Source organism: Candidatus Caldatribacterium sp. (assembly GCA_014359405.1).
GTDB classification, from domain to species: domain Bacteria; phylum Atribacterota; class Atribacteria; order Atribacterales; family Caldatribacteriaceae; genus Caldatribacterium; species Caldatribacterium oleiphilum.
Map to the genome: position 1 here is coordinate 1 of JACIZN010000006.1, position 19,895 is coordinate 19,895.

The window sequence follows — 19,895 nt, forward strand, 5'->3', positions numbered from 1 at the left end:
CTCTGCGCCGTGTATTGGAGAGCGATCACTTCGTAGTCTTTGTCCCTTATGCTGCTCGGTTCCCTTTTGAGGTCACACTCCTCCCGGTACGCCACTCTTCCTCCTTTCAAGGGGAAACTCATCTTGCGGACCTTGCTGCGGTTCTGCGGCGGGTGCTCAAAGGGGTGCGGGAATGTTCAGGAGCTTCATCCTTCAACTTTGTCCTTCATACCGCACCGTACCATGCTCGGGAGGAGGAGGAAAGAAGCTACCACTGGCATTTTGAAATCCTTCCTGCTTCTCTTCGAGTTGCTGGCTTTGAATGGGGAAGTGGCTTCTCCATCAATGTGGTACGTCCTGAGGAAGCCGCAGAGAAAATGCGTTTGTGCCTTGAGCCTCTAAAGGGTGGGTGAGCAACTTGCCGCTAATTCGGTACGCTATGATTCTGGCAGGTGGCAAAGGGGACCGTCTCAGTGTGCTTTCTGTAGAACGAGCAAAGGCGGCAGTCCCTTTTGGGGGATGCTACCGCCTCATTGATTTCCCCTTGAGTAATTGTGTGAACTCTGGCATCTACGATATCGGGGTGCTCACCCAGTACCAGCCTCGATCCCTCATAGAGCACATTGGGGCAGGGCGTCCCTGGGACCTGGATCGGAAACAGGGTGGTGTTGAGCTTCTGCAACCGTACCTTGGTCGAACTGTTGGAGGATGGTATCGGGGTACAGGAGATGCGTTGTACCAGAATATGAATGTTATCCTGCGAAAAAAGGTCTCCCATCTCCTTGTTCTCTCTGGAGATCACGCCTACCTTATGGATTACAATCCTCTCATGACCTACCATATCGATCGGGATGCCGATGTGACCCTTGTGGTAACACGGGTCAGAGAGGAAGATGTTCCCCGCTTTGGAGTTGTTGCGGTGGACGAAGACAACTGGATTCTCCGCTTTGAAGAAAAGCCCCAGATCCCATGGTCGACCATTGCTTTCATGGGCATTTACGTATTTCGTACGGAGTTCCTCATTGAGAAACTCGTGGAAAACGCTAAGGAGGGAAAATTCGATCTCGTTCGTGACACGGTGATCGCAAGTGTTGGAAAGGTGAGGATGCAGGCGTATTTTTACACCGGACCCTGGTTTGACGTGGGAACCATCCGGGCTTACTGGGAGGCTAATATGCATCTCCTTGCCCCCCTTCCTTCTTTTAACCTTTACGATCCCAACTGGGTCATTTACACCAACCGTCCTCCTTACCCTCCGACACAGATACACAAGGGTGCTCGAGTTTCGTCAAGCATCATTGGGGAAGGAGCGGTCATCAAGGGAGAGGTTGTGCATTCGGTTATTTTCCCTGGAGTAGTCGTCGAAGAGGGAGCAAGGGTCTCAGATTCCATCATCTTCAACGATTCGGTCATCGGTGAGAAAGCCCAGGTTTCTCTGAGCATTCTCGACAAGAGGGTTATGGTTGGGAAAGGAGCAGTGGTGGGCTATGGAGATGATTTGACGCCGAACAGTGCTCGTCCGGACCTCCTTGACTGGGGGGTGAATCTCGTGGGGAAAGGAAGCGTTATCCCAGAGGGGTTCGTCATTCATAGGAACTGCCTCGTGGGGATTGGGGTAGGAAGAGATCGGTTTGAAGGTATGAGGGAACTGAAAAGCGGTTCAGTCATAGTATAACTTGTGATTGGGGGTTTTTAGCTTGCTTCTTGGTGTTCTCCTTGCCGTTTTGGTACTCTACGGGCTTCTCCTTTTCTGGGTGCTCAATGAGCGACTTAAGGAAGTGCATCACTTGCTGCGCTCCTTGCTCAAAAGGATAGAGCGTATGGAGAAGGGGGCTCAGCGTAGAGAAAGGGGGGAAGAAGAAGAGGGTGTTACCGAAGAGCGTTTCCCCCTATACATGTTAGAAAGTGAAACTTCAAAGAAGGAAGGAGAATGAGAATGAGGATGAAAACTTGGAAACTTCTCTTCGTGGTGTTTTTACTCCTTGTGGTGTGGAAGGCAGCCCTTGCTGAAGAAGTTACTCCTTCGGCCTCTCCTGAAGCTCAGGAAACAGAGCGCAAGATTGTTGCCGAAGTGAACGGTGAACCTATATACCTTGAGGATCTTGAAAGGATATGGAATAACCTTCCTGAAGCTTACCGAACCCAGTTTCCCGGTGGAATGAGAGACCTCCTTGAGCAGTTTATTCGCCAGCTCCTGCTCCTTCAGGAAGCCCGCAGAATTGGACTCGATTCGGATCCCCAAGTCTTGCAGCAAATAGAAGAGGCTAAGAAGCAGATTCTCATCCGGGAAATCATTAAGCGGGAGATCATAGACAAAGTCCAGGTGAGTGAGGAAGAGATACAGAAGGAGTACAATGAGAATCCCACCCAGTACACAGAACCCGAGCAGGTGAAGGCAAAGCACATCATGGTGAGTTCCAAGGAAAAGGCAGAGGAAATTCTCGCTGAACTCCAGACTGGACGACCCTTTGAAGAGGTAGCAAGGGAGAAGTCGGAGTCTCCTGACGCCCTGAGCGGGGGAGCAATGGGGTACATAAGACGGGGTGATCTTGATCCCGAAATTGAGAAAGTGCTTTTTGAGCTTGCGCCTGGAAACTACAGCGATATCATCGAAATCAATGACAGCTTCCATATCTTCTTTGTGGAAGAGCATTTGCAACCTCGTTTGAAGGAACTCTCTGAGGTTAAAGAGGAGATAATTGCCCGCTTGACTCCTCAGAAACAGCAAGAGGCTTTCGAGAAATGGATTGAAGAGTTGAAGAACAAGGCTGAAATTGCCATAATAGAAGAAAACCTGCCTTCTGGTGGGAATGCCGAGGGTTCGAGAGCCCAATGAGAGAGGTTCTTCGGGATCTTGTTCGAAAAGCTCGGAATGGTGAGTATCTCGAGATCCGTCTGGAGCACATCGTAACTACGCATATCCGGGTTCATAACGGTATTGTGGAAAGGGCAAGGGTTGCTGAAGAGAGAGGTGGATCGGTTCGTATCCTCCATCCGAAGACGAGTTGGTGGTTTCTGAGTTTTCAGGAATGGGAAGGGCTTGAAGAGAAGGTTGAGCTTGGGATTCGGTCTGTTCTCCTTCTTCCCAGAGGTGCAACGGATGTAGCCCGAGGAGGAGCATTTGAGGACGAAGTGGTTTTCTCTCCTCTTGAGGATTTTCGGGAAAAGCCTCTTGAGGAGAAAATCCGGCTCCTCCTTGAGTACGCGCGTATTATGCAGGAGGCCTCTCCTTTTGTGGTGAGTTCTGTTGTGGAGTACCGCGATGAGTGGCGTAACGTGTACTTTGCGAACTCTGAGGGAGCGTTGCTCTTTTCCGAAAGACCGGATATTTCTCTGAGCTTTGTGGCCACGGCGCGTTCGGGAGACCAGGTCGAGGTGTACCGTGATGGTGTGGCAGGAAAGGCAGGATTTGAGCTCGTGCGAAATCGCGAGCCCCTTGCTCAGAGGGTGAGCAAGCAGGCCGAAGCGCTCCTTCGGGCTCGTCCTTTCCCGGGTGGAGTGTACGATGTGGTTCTCGATCCGGTCCTGGCAGGCGTTTTCATTCACGAAGCCTTTGGACACCTGAGCGAGGCCGATTTTCTTTCCCGGAACGAACGGCTCCAAAAGCTCATGGTGCTGGGGAAGCAGATTGCTTCCCCAGTGCTTTCTGTGTTTGACGATGGGAGTCTTGAGCATCTCCGGGGAGCTTCCCCATACGATGACGAGGGAGTACGAACGCAACGAACCTACCTCATAAAGGAGGGTTACCTCTCTGGAAGGCTCCATTCTCGAGAAACGGCTTTCCTTCTCGGTGAATCACCAACGGGGAACGCCCGCACTGTTTCGTACCGCTTTCCACCCATTGTGCGGATGACAAATACGGGAATTGAAGCAGGAGAAATGTCTCCTGATGAGCTTTTTACCGACATTAAGCATGGTCTTTATGCTGTTGAGTACGTGGGTGGAAACACGGCTCTTGAGCTTTTTACCTTTTCTCCTGCCTATGGGTACATCATAGAACATGGAAAAATAGGGGAAATGGTGAAGGACTTTGTGCTCAGTGGAAATCTCTTTCAGACTCTTGGTAAAATAGACGCAGTAGCTAACGATTTCCGCTGGACCGAACTGGGCTGGTGTGGGAAAGGAGTACAAGTTGGTCTTCCCACGCCAACCGGAAGTCCTCACGTCCGGCTCAGAGGTGTACTTGTGGGAGGTCAAGGCCATGCTTGAGATTGTGAGAGTTGCAAAAGAAAAGGGTCTTCAGGCCGATCTCTTTGTGCAGAAGATCCAGGATAAACACATAGAGTATGAGGCTGGGATTTTTAAGGGATACACGGCTGGGGAACATATAGGATGTGGTCTTCGGGTTATTCGCCCTGATAAGCGTCTTGGTTTCTATGCTTTTACTCCTCCCTTTGTTCCCAGCGAAGTTGTGGAGAGGGCCCTTGAAGTGAGTACCTTTGGTGACGTGGTGGAATTTTCCCTTCCCTCGTATCCTTCCACAACGGAATGGAGAGATTTTGTCGACCCACGCCTTGAAAACCTCACGGTGCAAGAGATGGCCGAACTCGGTCAGTACCTCGTTGAACACCTGAGAGCAGCGCATCCTGAGGTTCTCGTCAATGTTTCCGTCTCGGCCGGGAAAGAGGAGCGGGCACTCTACAATCACCACGAAGAAGAACTGCGCTTCCAGCGTACCTTCTTCCGGATTTCGGTCGAAGCTACTCGAGTGGAAGAGGACGACATCCTTACCGTATACGCCGAAAGAGGTTGGGGAAATAGGGATATCGACGTTGAGGACCTTGTCAAGGAAGTGCAGTTGAAGCTTGATCTCTCTGCTCGTGTTGTCCCGATTGCAAGTGGTCAGTATCCAGTGCTCTTTACTCCCCATGGGTGCATGGTCTTTCTGTACCCACTCCTTTACGGTTTGAATGGTCGCAACATCGTCTTCGGCAAGTCTCCTCTTAAGGACAAGATTGGCAAGGTCGTTTTTTCCTCTCTCTTCTCCCTCTTTGAGGTTCCTCAGGAGTCCTGGGCTCTTGGTTCGTGCCCCTTTGACGACGAGGGAATCCTTACTCCGGAGGAGCGTCCTCTTGTTGAGAGTGGCAAGATAGAGGATGGTTTTTGGGATCTGTGGAGCGCGGCAAAGGCAAAAAGAAGGGGCACAGCGAGTGGTTTCCGCCGTTCTCCCTGGGATTTGCCTGAGCCAGGTTTCAGCGTCCTTAGAATCAAAAGCGGGTTGCGGGATCGAGAGACCCTCGTCGAAGAGATTGAAGAGGGTCTCGTTGTCGATAGTCTCCTTGGCCTTGGCCAGAGCAATATTGCCTCGGGGGTTTTTTCCTGCGGCGTGCAGCTTGGCTTCTACGTAAAGGACGGAGAGATTCAAGGGCGCGTTAAGAATGTCATGATCAGTGGTAATGCGTATGAAGTTCTCAAAAATATCAAGGAAATTTCTCGAGATTCCCAGTGGGTACAGGGAAGCATCCTTGCTCCCTATGTCCTTGCTGAACCCATCCAGGTGAGCGCTACAGAAAGGTAACGGGGAAGGTGAAACACTCCATGTTCCAGCCTCTTGCAAAACTGAGCTCTCTGCCAAAAGAGGAAGAGCGGATTCTCTCCTTTTGGAAAGAACGAAGAATCTTTGAAAAGACGCTCAAGGAACGAGAGGGGAATCCTCGATTCGTCTTTTACGAAGGTCCACCAACAGCCAACGGGTATCCCCATGCAGGGCATGTCATCGGACGGAGCATCAAGGATCTTGTTCCCCGCTACAAGACGATGTGCGGGTTTTACGTGCCCCGAAAGGCGGGTTGGGATACTCACGGGCTTCCGGTTGAACTTGAAGTTGAAAAAGAGCTGGGAATCAAGGGTAAGCAGGACATTGAGCAATTTGGTGTAGAGGCATTCAATGCCAAATGCAAGGAAAGTGTCTTCAAGTACATACGGGAGTGGGAAAGGCTTACCGAGCGAATGGGAATATGGATGGACCTCGAGCACCCTTACATTACCTGCACCAATGAGTACATCGAAAGCCTCTGGTGGATCCTGAAGCAGCTCTGGGAGCGGGGTTTGCTCTATCAAGGGTACAAGGTCCTTCCATACTGTCCTCGTTGTGGTACTTCCCTCTCGAGTCATGAGGTTGCGCTGGGGTACCGAGAGGTTGACGATCCCTCAGTATACGTGAAGTTTGCTCTGAGGGGGAAGGAGAATACCTTTTTCCTCGTGTGGACAACCACGCCCTGGACGCTTGTGGCCAATGTGGCACTCGCAGTGGGGAAAGACCTTGACTATGTGGAGGTCGAGAGTGAAAGGAGAGAGCGATTCATCCTTGGAAAGGCGAGTGCTGCAAGGCTCTTTGGGGAGAAGAGCGTTCAAGTCCTTAGGGAGATGAAAGGCGAGGAGCTTCTTGGCCTTGAGTACGAGCCCCTCATGCCCTTTGTACGTGCTGAAAAGGGCTATAGGGTTTTTGCGGGAGATTTTGTCTCTACGGAGGAGGGCACAGGCATTGTCCATATTGCGCCGGCTTTCGGCGAAGACGATATGCGTCTTGCGCAGAAGGAAGGTCTTTCTGTACTTCAACCCGTCCGCCCCGATGGGACCTATGACGATAGCGTGACCCCATGGAAGGGCATGTGGGTGAAAGACGCGGATCCTCATATCATCGAGTACCTTCGTCGTGAGGGGAAACTCTTCCGTAGAGAAACGTACCGTCACTCCTATCCCTTCTGCTGGCGCTGTGATACGCCCCTTCTGTACTACGCCAAGGAAAGTTGGTTCATCCGCACAACGGCCTTTCGGGACCTTCTCCTTGAGAACAACCAGAAAATCAACTGGGTACCGGAACACATTCGGGATGGCCGCTTCGGGGATTTCCTTGAGAATGTTGTGGACTGGGCTCTCTCAAGAGAGCGGTACTGGGGTACACCGCTCAACATTTGGCGATGCAAAACCTGTAGCTTTACAGAGGCCATAGGGTCCCTTGACGAACTCCGCTCCCGCTCTCTCTCCCAACTTGGGGAAATCGAGCTCCACCGCCCCTATGTGGATCGGGTGGTCCTTTCCTGTCCTTCCTGTGGTGGCACCATGCAGAGGGTTCCAGAGGTCATCGATTGCTGGTTTGATTCAGGAGCAATGTTTGTCGCTCAGCACCACTATCCTTTTGAGAATCAAGAAGAGTTTGCACAAAGCTTCCCTGCTGATTTCATCTGCGAAGCCATCGATCAGACCCGAGGGTGGTTCTACAGCCTCCATGTGCTGGCAAGTATCCTCTTTGGGAGCCCTGCCTTCCGGAACTGCCTTGTAACAGAGCTTGGCCTCGACGAAAAGGGGCAAAAAATGAGCAAGCACATTGGAAACGTTGTGAACCCCTGGGACCTCGTAGAGACGTACGGAGCCGATGTGCTCCGATGGTATGTTTTTTCTGTTTCTCCTCCTTGGGTACCGAAGCGCTTCGGGAAAGTTCACCTGAGAGAGGTTGTGAGCAGATTCTTTGACACGCTCTGGAATGTTTACACCTTTTTTGCTCTCTATGCCAACATCGATGGTTTTTCTCCCTCCTCTTTTGCCTTGGAGGAGGGAAGGAAAAACCTCCTGGATCGCTGGCTCGTGCATGCCTTCTTTCGGCTGGTGAAGGAAGTTCGGGAGAATTTGGAACGTTTTGAGATTTCGAAAGCGGCAAAGGCCATTGAAGAGTTTGTCGTAGAAGATCTCAGCAACTGGTACATTCGCCGTTCACGGAGGCGCTTCTGGAAATCCCAGTGGGATGCGGAAAAAAAAGAAGCGTACATGACGTTGTACAGCGTTCTCCTTGAGCTTACGAAGCTCCTTGCTCCCTTTACTCCCTTCACCTCGGAAATTCTCTACCAGAATCTCACCGCTCCCCTTTTGGAGAAGCGAGAAAGCGTTCATCTTGAGATGTATCCTGAAGTGCTGGAAGAGCGTATTGACTGGGAACTCCTGAGATCCATGGATGTGGCTCGCCGATTGGTCAATCTTGGAAGAGCGGTCCGAAACAAAGCAGGTGTTAAACTCCGCCAGCCACTACGAAGTGCGATTCTCGTTGTGCCTGAGGCAGATGAGCTTCGCGTTCGGGTTTTTGCCGATATCATCCGGGATGAGCTCAATGTCAAGCGTATCGAATGGGTTCAAGAGTTACCGGAGTACATCACGGTACGCCTGAAGCCGAAATTCGCTCTTCTTGGTCCCCGGTACGGGGAGAGAGTTAAGGAGATAGCAAAGGCTCTTGCAAGTTGTTCTCAGGAGGTTGCTCGGAGGCTTGTTCGGGAAGGAAGGCTTACGCTCCCTCTGAGTGGAGGAGATGTAACCCTCAATCGAGATGAAGTCGAGGTAATCCTTGAAAGCCACGGCCATGTTTCTGTGGAGAGCGAAGGTCAGTACGCGGTGATTCTCGATACAGCTCTTGATGAGGAGCTCCGGGAAGAAGGGCTGGTACGGGATTTCGTGCATGCCATCCAGATGTGGCGCAAGGATCTGGGTCTTGAGGTTGAGGAACGGATTGCCCTCCTTCTTTCGAAAGATTCCGATCCCTACCTTCTTGGGATTGTGGAGCGTTACCGAGAGTTCATTCAGGAGGAGGTCTTGGCCCAGAGTCTCTCCGTAGCCGAGATTCCTGAAGATGTGGAGGTTGTTCGGGAGTTCCACCTCGATGGGAAAAGGGCTCTCTTGAGCATAAGGAGGATGGTATGAGGGGTAAGAAACAATGTGGCCTTAGGGCGCTCCTTTTCGGACTTTTCCTCTTTGCAGGAATTCAGGGTGTTGCCCTGGGTGCCACCTACCACGAGGTCCGGGAAGGAGAGAACCTGTGGGTTATCTCGCGTCGGTACGGTGTTCCTCTTTCAAAGCTTTTTGAGCTCAATGGACTTTCGGAAAAGAGCGTCCTCCATCCGGGAATGAAAATTCTCATCGATGGCGAACGCGATGCCCAAAGCGGCAACCTCCTGTACGAAGTGAAGCAGGGAGACACCCTTTGGGGTATTGCTCGGGAATTCAAGATTCCGGTGCGTCTCCTTCTTGAAGCAAACGGTCTCAGCAAGAAGAGTATCCTGAGGATTGGGCAGAAGCTTGTCATTCCTCTTTCGGGTGGTGAGCGGTCTTTTACCTTGGAGAGCAAAGAGCAACGTGTCCACATTGTCCGCCAGGGTGATTCTCTGTGGCGTATTTCTCGTCAGTACGGGGTCAACATGCAGTCCCTCATGAGGGCCAACAATCTCACCGAGAAGAGCATTCTCCGGGTGGGCATGCGTCTTATCATTCCGCAGGGGGAAGGAGGTAAGGCTCCTTCGGCTTCGGCAAGTTCGCCCTCCTGGGAGACGTATACAGTACGAAAGGGGGATACTCTCTGGGGCATCTCCCGCCGTTTCGGTGTTCCTCTTCAGGACCTCCTCAGAGCAAATGGTCTTCGGGAGACAAGTATCCTTCAGATTGGGCAGGTACTTCGTGTTCCTTCGAGGGGGAGAAACGTTCCTTCCTCTTCTCCTCAGAGAGCCGGGACGGGACTGCTCTGGCCAGTGAGTGGAAGGATTTCCTCTCGCTTCGGTCCCCGGGGAAGGAGCTTTCACTATGGCGTTGACATCGTTGCTCCTTCCGGAACGGTTATCCGCGCTGCCGATGATGGGGTAGTGAGCTACAGTGGATGGATGAGTGGGTACGGGCGTGTTGTCATCATTACCCATGCTTCGGGGTTGCAGACGGTGTACGCCCACAACTCTGTGAACCTCGTCCGGCAGGGACAGAGGGTTCGGAAGGGGGACCCTGTTGCAAGGGTTGGTTCTACTGGAAATGCCACTTCTCCCCACCTTCACTTTGAGGTTCGAGTCAAGGGCCGTCCTGTGGATCCCTTAGAGTTCCTTCGGAGGTAGGCGATGACTCGGGACAGAGCTCTTGCACTGCTTGAGGAGTATTTGAAGAACCGCAACCTCGTAAAGCATAGCCTTGCCTGTGAGGCCATCATGCGGCGTCTTGCCGAAGAGCTTGGCGAGGATCCCGAAGAGTGGGCCATGGCGGGTCTTCTCCACGATATTGACTATGAGCTCACTAAGGAGAATCCAAAAGAACATGGGCTTCTCGGAGCTCGTCTTCTTGAGGAAGCCGGCTTTCCGGAGAGAGTAATTGCAGCCGTCAGAGCTCATAACGAAATGACGGGGTATCAGCCGGTGGAAAGGATTGAAAAGGCCCTCTGGGTTGTTGACCCTACGAGTGGATTCATAGTCGCCTGTGTTTTGGTGCATCCAGAACGGAGCATTCGAAAAGTCGATGTCCCGTTTCTTCTTGCCCGCTTTAGAGAGAAAAGCTTTGCCCGTGGTGCGAATCGCAAGCAGATTCAGTCCTGTGAAGCAATTGGTCTTTCTCTTGAGGCGTTTCTTGGAATTGCGCTTTCAGCCATGCAGGAAGAAGCCGAGGCACTTGGGCTTTAAAAAATTTTTGCATCTCTTTTGACGATTCTTGACAAACAGTTGGTGCCTCTGTATAATCCCTCATGAAAAGTCAAAGAAGGTAAAATGGAGGTGAGGTACGATGCTGACCCCCCGATTCGACCTCTGGCGTGACATTGCCGATTTACAGGAACGGGTTGCCCGCCTCATCGAGGAGGTTTTTCCCTCCCGGGAGCGGCAAAGGGAAGTTTGGATTCCACCTGTGGACGTGGTGGAAGGAGAAAAGGAGATTGTTCTCCTTTTTGATCTCCCCGGAGTGGACCAGAAGGACATTGATATCAGTGTTTCGGGAGACCAGATTACGGTGAAAGGAGAGCGGAAGCCTCTCGACAGTGAAGCCCGCTTCCTCCGTCAGGAGAGAGTTTTCGGGCCTTTCTCCCGGACCTTTGCTCTCCGGGTTCCTGTGGACATCGACAGAGTCACCGCAACGTACCGGAATGGTGTTCTTGAAATCCGCCTGCCCAGGATTGAGGAAGGAAAGGCAAGAAAGGTCGTCATTCAGGAAGGTTGAGGGGGAGATTCTTCTCCCCCTCTGTGAGGGGGTTGGAGCATGGAATTTAAGGACTACTACGCAATACTCGGTGTACCAAGGAATGCGGACGAGAAGGAAATAAAGAAAGCCTATCGCCGTTTGGCACGGAAGTACCACCCGGATCTCAACCCTGGCGATAAGGAAGCAGAACGAAAGTTCAAGGAAATCAACGAAGCGTACGAGGTTTTGAGCGACCCTGAGAAACGCAAGCGGTACGATGAACTTGGAGCCGCTTGGGCAACGTACGGGCAGAGAGACACGGAAGCCTTCTGGCAGGATTTCTACCGCCGGTATGGACCATCCACGCGAACGTACTCGTCTCCTTTTGAGTCCGATTTCGAGTTTGGTGACTTCAGCGACTTTTTCAAGATGTTCTTCGGAGACCTCCTGGGCGATAGAGCCCGTTCCCGAAGGGCAACCACCTTTCGTTTCTCCGGGTCCCCGGAGGGCTTTACTGCAACCGAGGAACGACAGGATGTTGTCCAGGAGGTGGAGATTTCCTTTGAGGAGAGTTTCCATGGAACAAGCAGGAACATTCGTGTGGGATACGAAGAAATCTGTTCTTCCTGTGGTGGAACAGGAAGGGAGAGAAGTGGCGCAAGGTGTGCTTTCTGTGGGGGAGAAGGGGTGCAGAAAAAGAGCAAGACTGTCAGCGTGAACATTCCTCCAGGTGTCAGTGATGGAACGAAGCTCAGGGTACCAAAAGTTGTTGCCGGAAAGGACCTCTACCTTCAGGTACGCGTTCGGCCTCACGCCTTCTTTAGGAGAGAGGGCGATGATGTCCTTTTGGATTTACCGGTTACCTTTCCCGAGATTGCCTTGGGGACGGAAGTGGAGGTGCCAACCCTTACTGGTAAAGTTCGCATGAGGATTCCTCCGGAGACTCAGAATGGTACGGTATTCCGCCTCCGAGGATTGGGGTTTCCGAGGAGAGATAACCACGGTCGAGGGGATCAGCTCGTGAAGGTTCAGGTAGTGGTTCCTCAAGGGCTTACGGAGCGGGAGAAAGAGCTCCTTCGAGAGCTTGCGGCCCTTCGAAAGGATAATCCAAGGCGACATCTCCTCAGTGCGTGAAGGGGGTACGGATTATGCGACAGAAGTCTCCGCAGGAAGCGGAGTACTTGACCATTGGAGTTGTGGCGGAGATGACTCAGGTGCATCCTCAGACGCTCCGCTACTACGAGCGGGTTGGTCTTATCACCCCGAAGCGGGGGAAAGGAAACGTTCGTTTCTATACCCGAAGTGATGTGGAGCGTATCCGGCGTATTAAGGTCCTTACGCAGGACATGGGAGTGAACCTCGCGGGAGTTGAAATCATCCTGAGGTTGAGTGACCAGCTTGAGAAACTCCGGCGGGAAAAGGAAGAGCTCGAGCGGCAGAGAAGGGAGGATAGTGGGAATGAGGTTTGATCAGTTCACCGAGAAAGCCAAGGAGGCCATTGCCTTAGCACAGGATCTCCTTCTTGAGTACCATCACAATCAGCTCGATGTGGAGCATCTCTTACTTGCCCTTTTAAAACAACCAGAGGGTCTTGCTCCACAGATTATTGAGCGCTGTGGAGTCAACCCCAGGGTCCTTGAGCGAGAGCTTGAGGAAGCCCTCGAGCGATATCCGAAAATTTACTACCAGGGATCACAAGAGGTGCAAATCTACATTACCCCCCGGGCTAAGTCTGTGCTGAGTGGGGCAGAAGAAGAAGCCAAGCGCCTCAAGGATGAATACGTTGGAGTGGAGCATCTCCTCATTGCCATTGTTCGAGAAGAAACAGGGGTAAGTTACCGCATTCTTCGATCCCATGGTATTGAGGTGGAAAAGATTTACCGAGCCCTTCGAGAGATTCGCGGGCATCGGCGCGTCGAAGACCCCCATGCCGAGGGAAAGTACATGGCCTTGGAACGGTATGGACGGGATCTTACGCAACTTGCTCGAGAAGGAAAACTCGACCCGGTTATCGGCCGGGAGGAGGAAATTCGGAGGGTTATCCAAATTCTCAGTCGAAAGACTAAGAACAATCCCGTACTCATAGGAGACCCAGGAGTCGGAAAAACAGCCATCGTTGAGGGTCTTGCCCAAAAAATCGTCCGAGGAGAGGTACCGGAAAACCTTAAGAACAAGAGGATAATCGCCCTCGACATGGGAGCACTCCTTGCAGGGGCAAAGTTCCGGGGAGAGTTCGAGGAACGTCTCAAGGCGGTGCTCGAGGAAGTCCAGAAATCCGAGGGAAAGATTATCCTTTTCATCGACGAACTCCACACTGTGGTAGGAGCAGGTGCTGCAGAGGGGGCTATAGATGCGGCGAATCTCCTGAAACCTGCCCTTGCCCGTGGTGAACTCCGCTGCATCGGAGCAACCACACTTGATGAGTACCGGAAGTACATTGAAAAGGACCCTGCTCTTGAGCGGAGATTCCAGCCGGTGTACGTGAGTGAACCAACCGTTGAGGAGACAAAGGAAATTCTCCGGGGCTTGCGGGACCGGTATGAGGCACATCACAAGGTAAAAATCAGCGATGAAGCCATCTGTGCTGCCTGTGAACTTGCGAGTAAGTACATTACGGATCGGTTCCTGCCGGACAAGGCCATTGATCTCATGGATGAGGCAGCAAGCAAGAAGCGAATCGAGATGGAGAGTGTTCCCCAGGAATTGCGAGAAATGGAGGAACGCCTCCAGCAGTTAGCAAAAGAAGGTATGGCAGCCGTGCAGGCTCAGGAGTATGAGAAGGCAGCACGTCTCCGAGACGAGGCGGAGGCCCTGCAAAAGAGATACCAGGAGGAAAAGGAAAAGTGGCTCAGGCAGAGATCTCTAAAAGAGGTCGTGACAGAGGAGGATATTGCCGAGGTTGTTTCAAGCTGGACCGGGATTCCGGTGGCAAAGCTCCTTGAGGAGGAACGCAAGAAGCTCCTCAACATGGAGGAGGAACTTCACAGAAGAGTCGTCGATCAGGAGGAAGCCGTTCACGCAGTGGCGGAAGCCATTCGTCGTTCGCGAGCAGGTATATCGGAGGGACGACGCCCCATTGGTTCTTTTCTCTTTCTCGGTCCCACCGGGGTAGGGAAGACAGAACTCGCCAAGGCTCTGGCTGAGTTTCTCTTCGGGGATGAAGGAGCACTCCTGCGCATCGATATGTCCGAGTACATGGAAAAACACTCCGTTTCCCGCCTCATCGGTGCGCCTCCAGGATACGTAGGGTATGAAGAGGGGGGACAACTCACCGAGGTTGTGCGCCGTAGACCCTACCAGGTCATTCTCTTTGACGAAGTCGAGAAAGCCCACCCTGATGTGTTCAACATCTTCCTCCAAATTCTCGATGATGGTCGCCTTACGGATGGCCAAGGGAGAACCGTAGACTTCTCGAATACCGTTGTTATCATGACCTCTAATCTCGGGAGCCATTACTTCCGAGGTCTCAATCCCGAGAACAGGGAGGAAATCAAGCGGGTAAAGGAACGGGTTCTTGAGGAAGTGCACCGCTACTTCAGGCCGGAGTTCGTAAACCGCATCGATGAAATCATTGTTTTCCATCCTTTGGGGAAGAAGGAAATCAAGGAAATCGTGAACCTCCTCATTGCGCGGCTCAGGAAGCGTCTCAAAGAACAGAATATGGACATCATGCTCACCGAAGAAGCCCAAGATTACCTTGCCGAGCAAGGGTATGACCCTGATTTTGGGGCTCGGCCACTGCGGCGGCTCATCCAGAGGACCATAGAGAGTCCTCTCTCGGCTGAGCTCATTCGTGGTACCTTTCAGCCTGGCGATACCATTGAGGTATACCTCGAAAATGGAACTCTGAAACTTCGTCGTCTCGTAGCAGAGGAGAAAATTGAGGTGTAAAGGAATTCCCGTTGAGCGTCGAGTGCCTGGGATTTCGTGACAGAAAGTCACGAAAAGATTCTGTGGCGAACTGGCAGTTTCGCAAAAATTCTCTATTGAGACGTTTCCTACCTTGGTTTATAATATGAAAAAACGCACTTTTTGTGGGAGGAAGGACAATGCCACAGGTAGTAGCAGAGCAAGCTTCCAGAGAACAGGAGGAACTCCTCGAGCAGGTTCTCGAGAACTTTCGGGGTAAGCCCGGGATGCTCATCCAGGCGTTGCACAGCGTGCAGAACCTCCTTGGATATCTGCCCCCCTGGGCCTTGAAGAAAGTTTCTCGAGCTCTCGATGTTCCTTTGAGCGAGGTGTACGGCGTAGTAACCTTCTACCACTTTTTCTCGATGAAACCCCGGGGAAAACACGTCATCCAGGTGTGTCTGGGAACCGCATGCTACGTCCGCGGTGGACAAGAAATCCTCGAGCGTCTCCGAAAAGAGCTCCAGGTGGACATCGGAGGTGTAACACCAGACGGTCGCTTTTCTCTCGAGGTCATGCGGTGCGCCGGTGCATGCGGACTTGCTCCGGTCATGCGTGTGGACAATGACATCCACAAACGGGTGAATCCGTCGCAGGTTCTGGAGATTCTCAAGAACTACGAGTAGAACCCTGTGAAGGAACTCTCGTTGCACATTCTCGATCTTGTGGAGAATGCTCTTCGAGCGGGGGCACGGCGGGTTGTGATTTCGGTTCGCGAGGACTCGCAGAGGGATCTCCTCGAGATTACCATTGAGGACGATGGGGTAGGAATGGACGAAGAGACAAAGAGGCGGGCTCTTGACCCCTTCTTCTCAACAAAGGGAAAGAAGATTGGCATTGGGCTCCCCCTTGTTGCTCAGCTGAGCGCTCAGTGTGGTGGGCACCTTGAAATCTCTTCAGAAAAAGGGAGAGGAACGAGGGTAAAGGTGACGTTCCAGAAAAGCCATATCGATCTTCCTCCTTTGGGGAACCTTCCGGAAACCCTCTTTGTTCTTCTTGCCTCGCACCCAGAGGTGGAATTTGTATTCTCCCACGAGATCGACGGACGTTCGTGGTCTTTCAACAGTCGTGAGATTTTTGAGGAACTGGGTGTCAAAAGCCTTGAGGGAAATAGCATGCTCATCGCTTCTTTGCGGGATTGGATTGCCTACCAAGAGAACTTACTGAGGGAGGGAAAGGGAAGTGAAAATTACAAGCATTGAAGACCTCAAAAGGATCAAGGAAGAGGCCCAGAAGAGGGCTTTCCTGCGTGAGGGAAAAGCAGAGTACAAGGTAACTGTCCATATGGGAACGTGCGGCATCGCAGCTGGAGCGCGGCAGGTCATGGCGGCAATTCTCGACGAAGTAGCGAAGAGGAATCTGACCAATGTTTTGGTCACTCAGGCAGGATGCATTGGGCTCTGCGATCGAGAGCCTATTGTCAGCGTGGAAAAGGGGACAGAGCGTGTTCTTTACGGAGACCTTACCCCTGAAAAGGCCCGCCAAATCGTGGCTTCTCACCTCGTCAATGGACAGATAGTAGGGGAATGGGTTGTGCACACTGAGCGGTAATTCTGGGAGGAGAGGATATGGCGAGTTTAGAGCGTAACCAGATACTTCTTTGCGCTGGAGCAGCGTGCATTTCCTCAGGGGCTCTTCGGGTTAAAGAGGCACTCCTTCGAGAAATGCAGAAGAACGGTCTTGAGGGGGAAGTCCGTCTCATCGAGACCGGTTGTGTCGGTCCATGTAACCTCGGACCCTTGGCCATCATTTACCCCGAAGGGGTTTTCTACCAGAAACTCACTCCTGAGGATGCAAAGGACATTGTGGAGGAGCACCTCTTGAAGGGGCGAGTGGTCGAACGCCTCTTGTACCAGCCGCCGCAAGAAGAACGGAAAAAGTTCCTTCGGGAGATTGCTTTCTTTGAAAAGCAGAAGAAAATCGCTCTCCGAAACTGTGGCCTCATCGATCCCCTGAACATCGAGGAGTACATCGCTCGAGACGGGTACATGGCCCTTGCCAAGGTCCTCGCCGAGATGACTCCCGAGGAAGTCATCGAAGTGGTGAAACAATCTGGCCTTCGAGGACGAGGTGGCGCAGGGTTCCCCACGGGTCTCAAGTGGGAGTTCACAAGAAAGGCAAAGGGTTCACGAAAGTACGTCATTTGTAATGCTGATGAGGGCGATCCTGGAGCCTTCATGGATCGGAGCATTCTCGAAGGCGATCCCCACTCCGTTCTTGAAGCCATGGCCATTGCTGGATATGCCGTCGGAGCAAAGGAAGGGTACATCTACGTCCGGGCAGAGTACCCTCTTGCGGTAGAGCGCTTGCAGCATGCCATTGAACAGGCACGAGCATACGGTCTCTTGGGAAAGAACATCCTCGGTACGGATTTTTCCTTTGACATTGAAATTCGTATCGGTGCGGGAGCCTTCGTTTGTGGAGAGGAAACAGCCCTCATTGCCTCTGTTGAGGGCAAACGTGGAATGCCTCGTCCCAAGCCACCGTTCCCTGCGCAACAGGGTCTTTGGGGGCAACCAACGGTCATTAACAACGTTGAGACGTATGCGAACATTCCTCCCATCATCCTCAACGGTGCAGAGTGGTTCCGAAGCATCGGGACAGAAGGCAGCAAAGGGACCAAGGTCTTCGCTCTGGCAGGAGATGTGGTGAACACCGGGCTCGTTGAGGTTCCCATGGGAATCACGCTTGGTGAGATAGTGTACGACCTTGGTGGTGGAATAAGGGACGGGAAGAAACTCAAGGCTGTCCAGATTGGTGGTCCCTCCGGGGGCTGCATCCCTGTGGAACACTTGAATGTGCGGATTGATTACGATTCTCTGAAAGAGCTCGGCGCCATCATGGGTTCCGGAGGGCTCATCGTAATGGATGAGGACACCTGCATGGTGGACCTTGCCCGTTTCTTCCTCGAGTTTGTCCAGGACGAGTCCTGCGGAAAGTGCACACCTTGCCGTATCGGGGCAAAACGAATGCTTGAGATTCTTGAGCGCATCGTAGCCGGGGAAGGAAGAGAGGGAGATATTGAGCTCTTAGAGGATCTTGCCGAGCAGATTAAGTCTACGGCGCTCTGTGGGCTTGGACAAACGGCCCCGAACCCTGTTCTGAGTACCCTTCGGTACTTCCGCGATGAGTACGAAGCCCATATTCGGGAGAAACGTTGCCCTGCAGTGGTTTGCCGTGCCCTTTTCCGGGCTCCTTGCCAGCATGCCTGTCCTCTGGGAATCGATATCCCTGCGTACGTGGCTTTGGTGAAAGAGGGCGACTACATCGGAGCCCTTCAAGTTATCCCTTCCTTCGGTATGCGGTCGAGTTTGCCACAGACCCTGCGAGTCAAAGTGCCGGAGGGGGCAACTCGATGAACCTGTGGCTATTGACGACATCAAGCGATTCGTGGCCGATTACGCCCGGAGGAATCGCATTGCCCTTCCGGTTCTTCTTGAGAAGAAACGCGATGCCTCTGTAGCCATAGTTGGTTCGGGCCCTGCAGGCCTCACCTGCGCGTACTATCTTGCCCGTTTTGGTTACGATGTGACAGTGTTTGAGGCTCTTCCTGTGGCGGGCGGGATGCTCGCAGCAGGTATTCCTCCGTACCGTCTCCCCCGGGAGGCCTTGGAGTACGACCTTGCCCAGATACGGGCCATGGGAGTACGTATTGAGTGCAACAAGGCCTTGGGAAGGGACTTTACTCTCTCTGAGCTCCGAGAGAAATTCGACGCCGTTTTCCTTGGAATCGGAGCCTGGAAAAACGTTCCTCTTGGCATACCTGGTGAGGATCTCGACGGAGTCGTGCCTGCCTTAGAACTCCTGAAGCGGGTGAACCTCGGTGGGGAGGTTCCAAAACCAAAGAAGGCAGTTGTCGTGGGAGGAGGAAATGCGGCGATGGATGCTGCAAGGACGCTGCTTCGCCTTGGAGCTGAAGTGCACGTAGCCTATCGTCGCACAAAAAGCGAAATGCCTGCTATTCCTGAGGAAATTGAAGATGCTGAGAAAGAAGGCGTTATCTTCCACTTCCTCGTTGCTCCTTTAGAGGTAGTGGGGGAGAACGGTAAAGTCCGAGGGATCCGTTTCCAGAGGATGCGTCTTGGAGAGTTCGATAGAAGTGGTCGACGAAGACCGGTTCCCATCGAGGGTGCAGAGCTTTTCCTTGAGTGTGATCTTGTGGTGAGTGCGGTGGGACAGAAGCCGGATCTCTCAGGCATTGCTGAAGGCCTTGAGCTTGATACGCGGGGAAATATCAAGGTGAATCGGTACACTCTTGCTACCTCTCTTGAGGGTGTCTTTGCCGGAGGAGATGCCATAGGGCAGGAAGCCACGGTGGTCCATGCCATGGCTCTTGGGAAGAAAGCGGCCCATAGCATTCATGATTACCTCTGCAGAAAGAAGAAAGAAGAGGAAGAGGTGGTTATCCGTCCTGAGCGACCCAGGGTCATTGAGGAACCTCCAGTGCTTGAGGAAATCCCACGAGTTCATCCACCAGAGCTTCCCGTTACGGAGCGGATTTGTGGCTTTGCAGAGGTGAAACTCTGCCTTGATGAAGAAGATGTACGGAAGGAAGCTGCCCGGTGCCTCCGGTGTGATCTTGAGAAAGTTATAAAACGGTATCAGGAAATGGCCCTTGCAGAGGAGGGAAGCTGATGGAGTTTGTGTACCAGGATATTGAAGAAATCATTGCCAAGCACCAGGAGGAAAGGACTCCGCTACTCTGCATCCTCGAAGAGGTGCAGGAGAAGTGGGGGTATCTCCCCAAGGACGTTTTGGGATATATTGCAAAACGTCTCGATATCCCCTCAAGTACGGTCTACGGCGTTGCTACGTTCTATGCATTTTTGGAAACAAAGCCGGTTGGGAAGTACGTCATCCGGGTCTGCAAGAGCACACCCTGCCACGTTCGAGGGGCAACGAATGTCCTTGAGGCTCTGAAGAGAGAACTCGGAATCCGAGAAGGACAGACCACAAAAGACGGGAAGTTCACCCTCGAAGTTACGAGTTGTCTTGGTGTCTGTGGTGTTGCGCCGGCAATGATGATTAATGACGTCACGTATGGGAATCTTACCGAGGACCGAATTCGGGAGGTCCTCGCAATCTACCGGGACTGAGGAGGTACC

General features: G+C 52.6%; 17 protein-coding genes and 1 pseudogene. All 18 read left to right on the forward strand.

The genetic code is table 11. The annotated features are described in order from the left end of the window. The coding region (locus tag H5U36_00945; GenBank protein ID MBC7216752.1) for a galactose-1-phosphate uridylyltransferase at window positions 1–392 on the forward strand (392 nt) is incomplete at its 5' end. A gap of 26 nt (window positions 393–418) precedes the next feature. Beyond that, window positions 419–1,654 carry a glucose-1-phosphate adenylyltransferase gene (locus H5U36_00950; GenBank protein ID MBC7216753.1) on the forward strand — a complete coding sequence of 412 codons (1,236 nt, stop codon included), beginning with the start codon at window positions 419–421 and terminating at the stop codon, window positions 1,652–1,654. Window positions 1,655–1,676: 22 nt separating this feature from the next. Next, on the forward strand, window positions 1,677–1,913 hold the full coding sequence (locus H5U36_00955) for a hypothetical protein (GenBank protein ID MBC7216754.1): 237 nt from the start codon (window positions 1,677–1,679) through the stop codon (window positions 1,911–1,913). Beyond that, complete coding sequence (locus H5U36_00960; protein ID MBC7216755.1) at window positions 1,910–2,815, forward strand: peptidyl-prolyl cis-trans isomerase; 906 nt, start codon at window positions 1,910–1,912, stop codon at window positions 2,813–2,815. The genes H5U36_00955 and H5U36_00960 overlap by 4 nt, the downstream gene beginning before the upstream one ends. Further along, window positions 2,812–4,188 (forward strand): TldD/PmbA family protein, encoded by a 1,377-nt coding sequence (locus tag H5U36_00965; GenBank protein MBC7216756.1) that lies wholly within the window; start codon window positions 2,812–2,814, stop codon window positions 4,186–4,188. The genes H5U36_00960 and H5U36_00965 overlap by 4 nt, the downstream gene beginning before the upstream one ends. After that, complete coding sequence (locus H5U36_00970) at window positions 4,181–5,497, forward strand: TldD/PmbA family protein (protein MBC7216757.1); 1,317 nt, start codon at window positions 4,181–4,183, stop codon at window positions 5,495–5,497. The genes H5U36_00965 and H5U36_00970 overlap by 8 nt, the downstream gene beginning before the upstream one ends. 20 nt (window positions 5,498–5,517) lie before the next feature. Then, the gene (locus H5U36_00975) at window positions 5,518–8,664 is read left to right on the forward strand and encodes an isoleucine--tRNA ligase (GenBank protein ID MBC7216758.1); all 3,147 of its coding nucleotides are present in this window, start codon (window positions 5,518–5,520) and stop codon (window positions 8,662–8,664) included. Further along, on the forward strand, window positions 8,661–9,836 hold the full coding sequence (locus H5U36_00980; protein ID MBC7216759.1) for a LysM peptidoglycan-binding domain-containing protein: 1,176 nt from the start codon (window positions 8,661–8,663) through the stop codon (window positions 9,834–9,836). Before H5U36_00975 ends, H5U36_00980 begins: the two co-directional genes overlap by 4 nt. A gap of 3 nt (window positions 9,837–9,839) precedes the next feature. Continuing rightward, entirely contained in the window at window positions 9,840–10,391 is a 552-nt protein-coding gene (locus H5U36_00985; GenBank protein MBC7216760.1) for an HDIG domain-containing protein, read from the forward strand. 100 nt (window positions 10,392–10,491) lie between these two features. Beyond that, on the forward strand, window positions 10,492–10,920 hold the full coding sequence (locus H5U36_00990; protein ID MBC7216761.1) for an Hsp20/alpha crystallin family protein: 429 nt from the start codon (window positions 10,492–10,494) through the stop codon (window positions 10,918–10,920). A 39-nt stretch (window positions 10,921–10,959) separates the two neighbouring features. Further along, a complete protein-coding gene (locus H5U36_00995) occupies window positions 10,960–12,015 on the forward strand; it encodes a DnaJ domain-containing protein (GenBank protein MBC7216762.1) in 1,056 nt (351 codons plus the stop codon). A 14-nt stretch (window positions 12,016–12,029) separates the two neighbouring features. Beyond that, window positions 12,030–12,350, forward strand: coding sequence for a MerR family transcriptional regulator (locus H5U36_01000; protein MBC7216763.1), 321 nt, complete (start codon window positions 12,030–12,032; stop codon window positions 12,348–12,350). After that, window positions 12,340–14,772, forward strand: a complete 2,433-nt coding sequence (locus H5U36_01005; protein ID MBC7216764.1) for an AAA family ATPase — start codon at window positions 12,340–12,342, stop codon at window positions 14,770–14,772. The genes H5U36_01000 and H5U36_01005 overlap by 11 nt, the downstream gene beginning before the upstream one ends. Window positions 14,773–14,930: 158 nt before the next feature. Continuing rightward, window positions 14,931–15,416: an NAD(P)H-dependent oxidoreductase subunit E gene (locus H5U36_01010; GenBank protein ID MBC7216765.1), complete on the forward strand. Its 486-nt coding sequence runs from the start codon at window positions 14,931–14,933 to the stop codon at window positions 15,414–15,416. Window positions 15,417–15,422: 6 nt separating this feature from the next. Further along, complete coding sequence (locus H5U36_01015) at window positions 15,423–15,992, forward strand: ATP-binding protein (GenBank protein MBC7216766.1); 570 nt, start codon at window positions 15,423–15,425, stop codon at window positions 15,990–15,992. Next, window positions 15,973–16,341, forward strand: coding sequence for a (2Fe-2S) ferredoxin domain-containing protein (locus H5U36_01020; GenBank protein MBC7216767.1), 369 nt, complete (start codon window positions 15,973–15,975; stop codon window positions 16,339–16,341). The genes H5U36_01015 and H5U36_01020 overlap by 20 nt, the downstream gene beginning before the upstream one ends. Before the next feature lie 17 nt (window positions 16,342–16,358). Then, a pseudogene (gene nuoF / locus H5U36_01025) lies at window positions 16,359–19,425 on the forward strand (NADH-quinone oxidoreductase subunit NuoF). Next, complete coding sequence (gene nuoE, locus H5U36_01030; GenBank protein MBC7216768.1) at window positions 19,425–19,886, forward strand: NADH-quinone oxidoreductase subunit NuoE; 462 nt, start codon at window positions 19,425–19,427, stop codon at window positions 19,884–19,886. Before nuoF ends, nuoE begins: the two are co-directional and overlap by 1 nt. Window positions 19,887–19,895 lie beyond the last annotated feature (9 nt).

Excerpts from the sequence above, each read along its gene's own strand:
- H5U36_00950 (MBC7216753.1), top strand. The coding sequence starts at position 419 with ATGATTCTGGCAGGTGGCAAAGGGGACCGTCTCAGTGTGCTTTCTGTA.
- H5U36_00970 (MBC7216757.1), top strand. The coding sequence starts at position 4,181 with ATGCTTGAGATTGTGAGAGTTGCAAAAGAAAAGGGTCTTCAGGCCGAT.
- H5U36_01005 (MBC7216764.1), top strand. The coding sequence starts at position 12,340 with ATGAGGTTTGATCAGTTCACCGAGAAAGCCAAGGAGGCCATTGCCTTA.
- H5U36_00995 (MBC7216762.1), top strand. The coding sequence starts at position 10,960 with ATGGAATTTAAGGACTACTACGCAATACTCGGTGTACCAAGGAATGCG.
- H5U36_01000 (MBC7216763.1), top strand. The coding sequence starts at position 12,030 with ATGCGACAGAAGTCTCCGCAGGAAGCGGAGTACTTGACCATTGGAGTT.
- H5U36_00990 (MBC7216761.1), top strand. The coding sequence starts at position 10,492 with ATGCTGACCCCCCGATTCGACCTCTGGCGTGACATTGCCGATTTACAG.
- H5U36_00960 (MBC7216755.1), top strand. The coding sequence starts at position 1,910 with ATGAGAATGAGGATGAAAACTTGGAAACTTCTCTTCGTGGTGTTTTTA.
- H5U36_00985 (MBC7216760.1), top strand. The coding sequence starts at position 9,840 with ATGACTCGGGACAGAGCTCTTGCACTGCTTGAGGAGTATTTGAAGAAC.
- H5U36_00965 (MBC7216756.1), top strand. The coding sequence starts at position 2,812 with ATGAGAGAGGTTCTTCGGGATCTTGTTCGAAAAGCTCGGAATGGTGAG.
- nuoE (MBC7216768.1), top strand. The coding sequence starts at position 19,425 with ATGGAGTTTGTGTACCAGGATATTGAAGAAATCATTGCCAAGCACCAG.
- H5U36_00975 (MBC7216758.1), top strand. The coding sequence starts at position 5,518 with ATGTTCCAGCCTCTTGCAAAACTGAGCTCTCTGCCAAAAGAGGAAGAG.
- H5U36_00980 (MBC7216759.1), top strand. The coding sequence starts at position 8,661 with ATGAGGGGTAAGAAACAATGTGGCCTTAGGGCGCTCCTTTTCGGACTT.
- H5U36_01010 (MBC7216765.1), top strand. The coding sequence starts at position 14,931 with ATGCCACAGGTAGTAGCAGAGCAAGCTTCCAGAGAACAGGAGGAACTC.